The sequence below is a fragment of the Spirochaetota bacterium genome (genome assembly GCA_026414805.1).
GTDB lineage: Bacteria > Spirochaetota > UBA4802 > UBA4802 > UB4802 > UBA4802.
In genome coordinates, this window is the sequence record JAOAIH010000119.1 from 1 (window position 1) to 4,048 (window position 4,048).

The window sequence follows — 4,048 nt, forward strand, 5'->3', positions numbered from 1 at the left end:
ATGCTATACATAGGATTATACCCAAAACTGAAGTTCCCCATACTGCCACCAAACATCATCCCCGGTTGACTAAAGCTGCCCAGCAATGCGAATATCAGAACTATCCCAATGATGGCAAGTGTCACTACTGTAATTGTTTTAAGTATGGGATCATTTTTTATTGACTGCATGAGTTTAGAATTAGTGTTTTGGAAAAAGTTATTTCGTACCCAAACTATTATTCCCACTATCACTGCAATAATCAATGCAACCATCAGTAGCTTAACAAGAAGAGTCAAGAGTCCTCCGATCAGTCCACCTAATGAAAACCCATAGCCGCCACTCATTCCCATGTTATCCATGTGTCCTCCCATAGTTTCTCCACCTCCCGTGAATGAATTGAAGAGTAGACAAAACGCAAATATCCCAATTATAACTACCCGCAAAGTCCTTAATACAGGATTGTTTTTAAAATCCCAGGACATAGAAAGTCACCTCTTTTTAAATCGAATCCGGTTCTCTACCAGGGTTATTTCCGCCGTTCTTTTCAGGCCTTTTTCTAAACATGCTAGCAATCGCACCAAGTATCCCAATTATCAATCCAATAATCATTATGATCAGTACAATATTGAAAATGGTTGGCAAGTTTATATTTAATCCCATACCTGACATATTCATGCCGGATATGCTGTTCATATTACCGGCACTAGCCATATTTTGTGCCAGGCTTGCTGCCTGTGCCATCTGTGTTGTAAAATCATCATTCAGCCTGCTTAGCATTGTCATTCCCTGTGCCAGTTTGTATACTCCCTGATGTAGTCGTTCCATTTCAGGTACATTTATCTGATACCCGTTTGGTGAGGCATAAGGGTTAACGTTTACCAAGGTTGAAGCCTGGTTGATCATTGAAATTGCATTATTTAGTTTTGTCTTGTTTTGCAAAGCTATATTGTACCTTGAAATATACGTCTGATATGTGGGCGGATTATCCTCTGATGCAGCTGATTGAATTGTCAGATCCTCGCTTAACTGATTTACCTGCATTATCCCTTGAGCAAGCGTATATATACCGTTATTCAGCTGCTGCAACTTTCCCTGGTCATATACATAATTTGTATTCTGCTGTCCAGTCATAGCTCCCATGTTAGTATTTGTAGATGAACTGACATTATTAGGGGTATTATTGACAGGGGGTACAACATTTACCGTACTGTTTCCACTAGGGAATACATTTACACTTCCGCCCCCCTGATTTGTTTGTCCCTGCATATTCCCCATAGAACCCTGCGCAGGATTTGGAACAGTTGCCCTGGAATATGGATCTATGCTTATCAAATCAATTGCTTGGTTTATAGTCCCTATAGCCTGATTTATTTTATCCTTGTTTTGAATAGCAATAGTGTTTAAAGCAACATTTTTCTGTGCAGTATTGTTTTGTGGGTGCTGTGTGTTTGGCATCTGATGGTTATTGTTAGGCGTCTGTGTAGAAGGTGTTTGATTGTTTGCAGAGTTATTCATCCCCGGCATGTTTCCCATACTGCTGTTTCCTGTATGGTTCATGGGAGCATAAAACATGCTCCAGCCTATATAACCCAATCCTCCTACTATGACCAATACCAAGAATACAGCAAGTAAGCTTCTTAAAAACTTCACTTTATCATCTCCTTAGAATAATTCATGATAGTACCACTGTGCTTCATAATACCTGTGTAATGGTACACGGCAAAGGCAATAACCAGAATTACAACGATTATAGCTATTATTATTAATATTCTCAGCCCGCCGCCTTTCTTATTTTCAGCCATGAGATTTACTCCCTTACATTAAATTTACATAATTTAGTGATCGTTACAATGTTGTGTTTTTTTTTAATAATTGTTCCTTGTGTTTATTTTTTATTCAAATATAGTAAAATATACATGTAACGCGGCTTTCCACAAACTACTTATATAGGAATATGACTGTAAAAGCACAAAAAAAAGGAACATCAACGTTCCTTTTTGTTACCATAATATTATCTATTCTTTTATTGTTATACCATTAGGTCCTTTACCGACTGCCACAGTGCCTACTACAGTATTAGTCGCAGTATCGACTACAGATACATTATTTGCTCCTGTATTTGTGACAAATACATTTTTTCCATCCTTTGATATTGCTACTCCATGAGATTTGGCGGCTGCCGGAATAGTAGCAGTAACTTCAAGCGTTGTAGTATTTATAACACTGATATTTGAAGTTCCCGTGTTTGCAACATAAACAAATTTTCCATCAGGCGTAACAAAGTTCTGTATAGGATTTCCTCCTACTGCGATAAGTTTTTTTACCTCCAGTGTGGTCCCATCTATAACATCAACCCTGTTTTCATCACCGATTGTTACAAATACCAGCTTACTGTCCGGTGTAACAGCCACCTGTGTAGGCATTTTACCTACTTTAATTGTTTTAACCACTTTGTTTGTTGAGACATCAATTACGGATACAGTATTTGATGCAGAATTTGCTACAAAAATATGTTTTCCATCAGGTGACATTCTCAAACCGTGGGGCATCTGACCTACAGGAATTTTCACTGTTGTCTTTCCACTTGTCAGGTCAACAACATATACATTGCCCTTAACGTCTGATCCCCCCATATGCGCATCTCCACTGTTCATTCCGGCGCTTTCAGCCATCTCGCCTACAGTGACATATGCTTTCTTGGAATCAGGTGAAAAAATTATGTGGCTTGGTCCCTCACCAACCTTGATGGTTTTCGCTATTGTGTTGGTTTTGGTGTCTATGGCAGAGATGGTATTGCTCTTATTTTCCACAACATAAACAAAATTGCCATCTGGCGTAACCTGTACATTGTGCGGACTCTGACCGACTGGAACAGTCACCGTAGTCTGCATTGTAGCCATATTTATGACAGAGACTGAAGAATCATCCTCATTTGCAGTGTACACATAATATTCTGCCATATTACCCATAGGTTGTTGTGCTGTGTTCTGCTGCGGTGTCTGTTGTGTTTGAGGAGTAGTATTGTTGTTTTGTTGTGGTGGCTGCTGGGTTGTCCTCGGATTACAAGCAGTAAGAATTGATAATGATATAACAGTAATAAATATCCTTAGAAACAATCTTTTCATTGTGATACCTCCAATAGATTTTGCATGCTTATTATTTGCTCATTTGTGCAATTTTAGCCATTGGATTACTTATTTTAATGACAATCAAAACTTTTTTATATGAGAAGACATTAAGATTTTTGTCCTATGGGAATCTATTACCCTATTCACTTTCTTACTTGTTTTCTAATAAATAATAACTTATTCTCCATAAAATCTTCATAAACAGGTGTTATACTGACGATAGTTCATTTGTTCTTATATTTTATGAATGACAAATCGTTTAAGGAGTGAAAAAACATGAATTGCTGTCACGGAAATAAAAACAATGATAAAAATACTCATAAACACAAAAGTCATATGTCCCATATGTGGATGATGATATTATGCTGTGGTGCCCCAGTACTTTTGCTATTTCTACTGCCTATTATAGGAAAAGCTTTCCCTGGAACCAGCGGCTATTTATCAAAAATTATCCCTTTCCTATGCCCCATTATGATGCTAGCTATGCTTCCAATGATGTTTAAAAAGAATTGTGGGAACTCAGAAAATACCCATTGTGAAAACAAGCAGCTAAAGGATGAAACATAGAAAAATCCCACACTACTATCCAAAAGATATTAAGGATAGTAGTGTGGGATTTATTTATATTTTATTTTACCTCTTTGATAGTTGATATTGTAATAGTGTCACCTTTAATCGTACCTTTTACAGCTCTCTTGTTTCCAAATTTCCTTTTTGTCTTCATCATTACCTGGTCGTCAGCTTTTTTACTTCCTGCTTTATCAAACTTAAAGAACTTATATGTACCGTTACTTTGTTTTATCATAATGCCTAGATTTTCCATCATACACATATCATTTTTAAGACATGATGTGGTATGTTTTTCAGGATTCTTATTAATCTTTACCTTACCGGTTTCGTCATCAACTCCGGTTTTTGCACAGTGTGCATCCATTAGG

At 37.3% G+C, this 4,048-nt stretch carries 5 protein-coding genes; all 5 read right to left on the reverse strand.

Features of this window, described 5'->3' with window-relative positions; all coding sequences use genetic code 11:
- Positions 1-341 (reverse strand): hypothetical protein (locus N3F66_14620; protein MCX8125379.1); only part of this gene is annotated, 341 nt, incomplete at its 3' end.
- Positions 342-480: 139 nt separating this feature from the next.
- A complete protein-coding gene (locus N3F66_14625; protein ID MCX8125380.1) occupies positions 481-1,632 on the reverse strand; it encodes a hypothetical protein in 1,152 nt (383 codons plus the stop codon).
- Positions 1,629-1,784 carry a hypothetical protein gene (locus tag N3F66_14630; protein ID MCX8125381.1) on the reverse strand — a complete coding sequence of 52 codons (156 nt, stop codon included), beginning with the start codon at positions 1,782-1,784 and terminating at the stop codon, positions 1,629-1,631. Before N3F66_14630 ends, N3F66_14625 begins: the two co-directional genes overlap by 4 nt.
- A gap of 213 nt (positions 1,785-1,997) precedes the next feature.
- Positions 1,998-3,107 carry a beta-propeller fold lactonase family protein gene (locus N3F66_14635; protein MCX8125382.1) on the reverse strand — a complete coding sequence of 370 codons (1,110 nt, stop codon included), beginning with the start codon at positions 3,105-3,107 and terminating at the stop codon, positions 1,998-2,000.
- Positions 3,108-3,738: 631 nt separating this feature from the next.
- Positions 3,739-4,048, reverse strand: a 310-nt coding sequence (locus tag N3F66_14640; GenBank protein ID MCX8125383.1) for a hypothetical protein, incomplete at its 5' end; no start/stop codon positions are given.

Excerpts from the sequence above, each read along its gene's own strand:
- N3F66_14630 (MCX8125381.1), bottom strand. The coding sequence starts at position 1,784 with ATGGCTGAAAATAAGAAAGGCGGCGGGCTGAGAATATTAATAATAATA.
- N3F66_14635 (MCX8125382.1), bottom strand. The coding sequence starts at position 3,107 with ATGAAAAGATTGTTTCTAAGGATATTTATTACTGTTATATCATTATCA.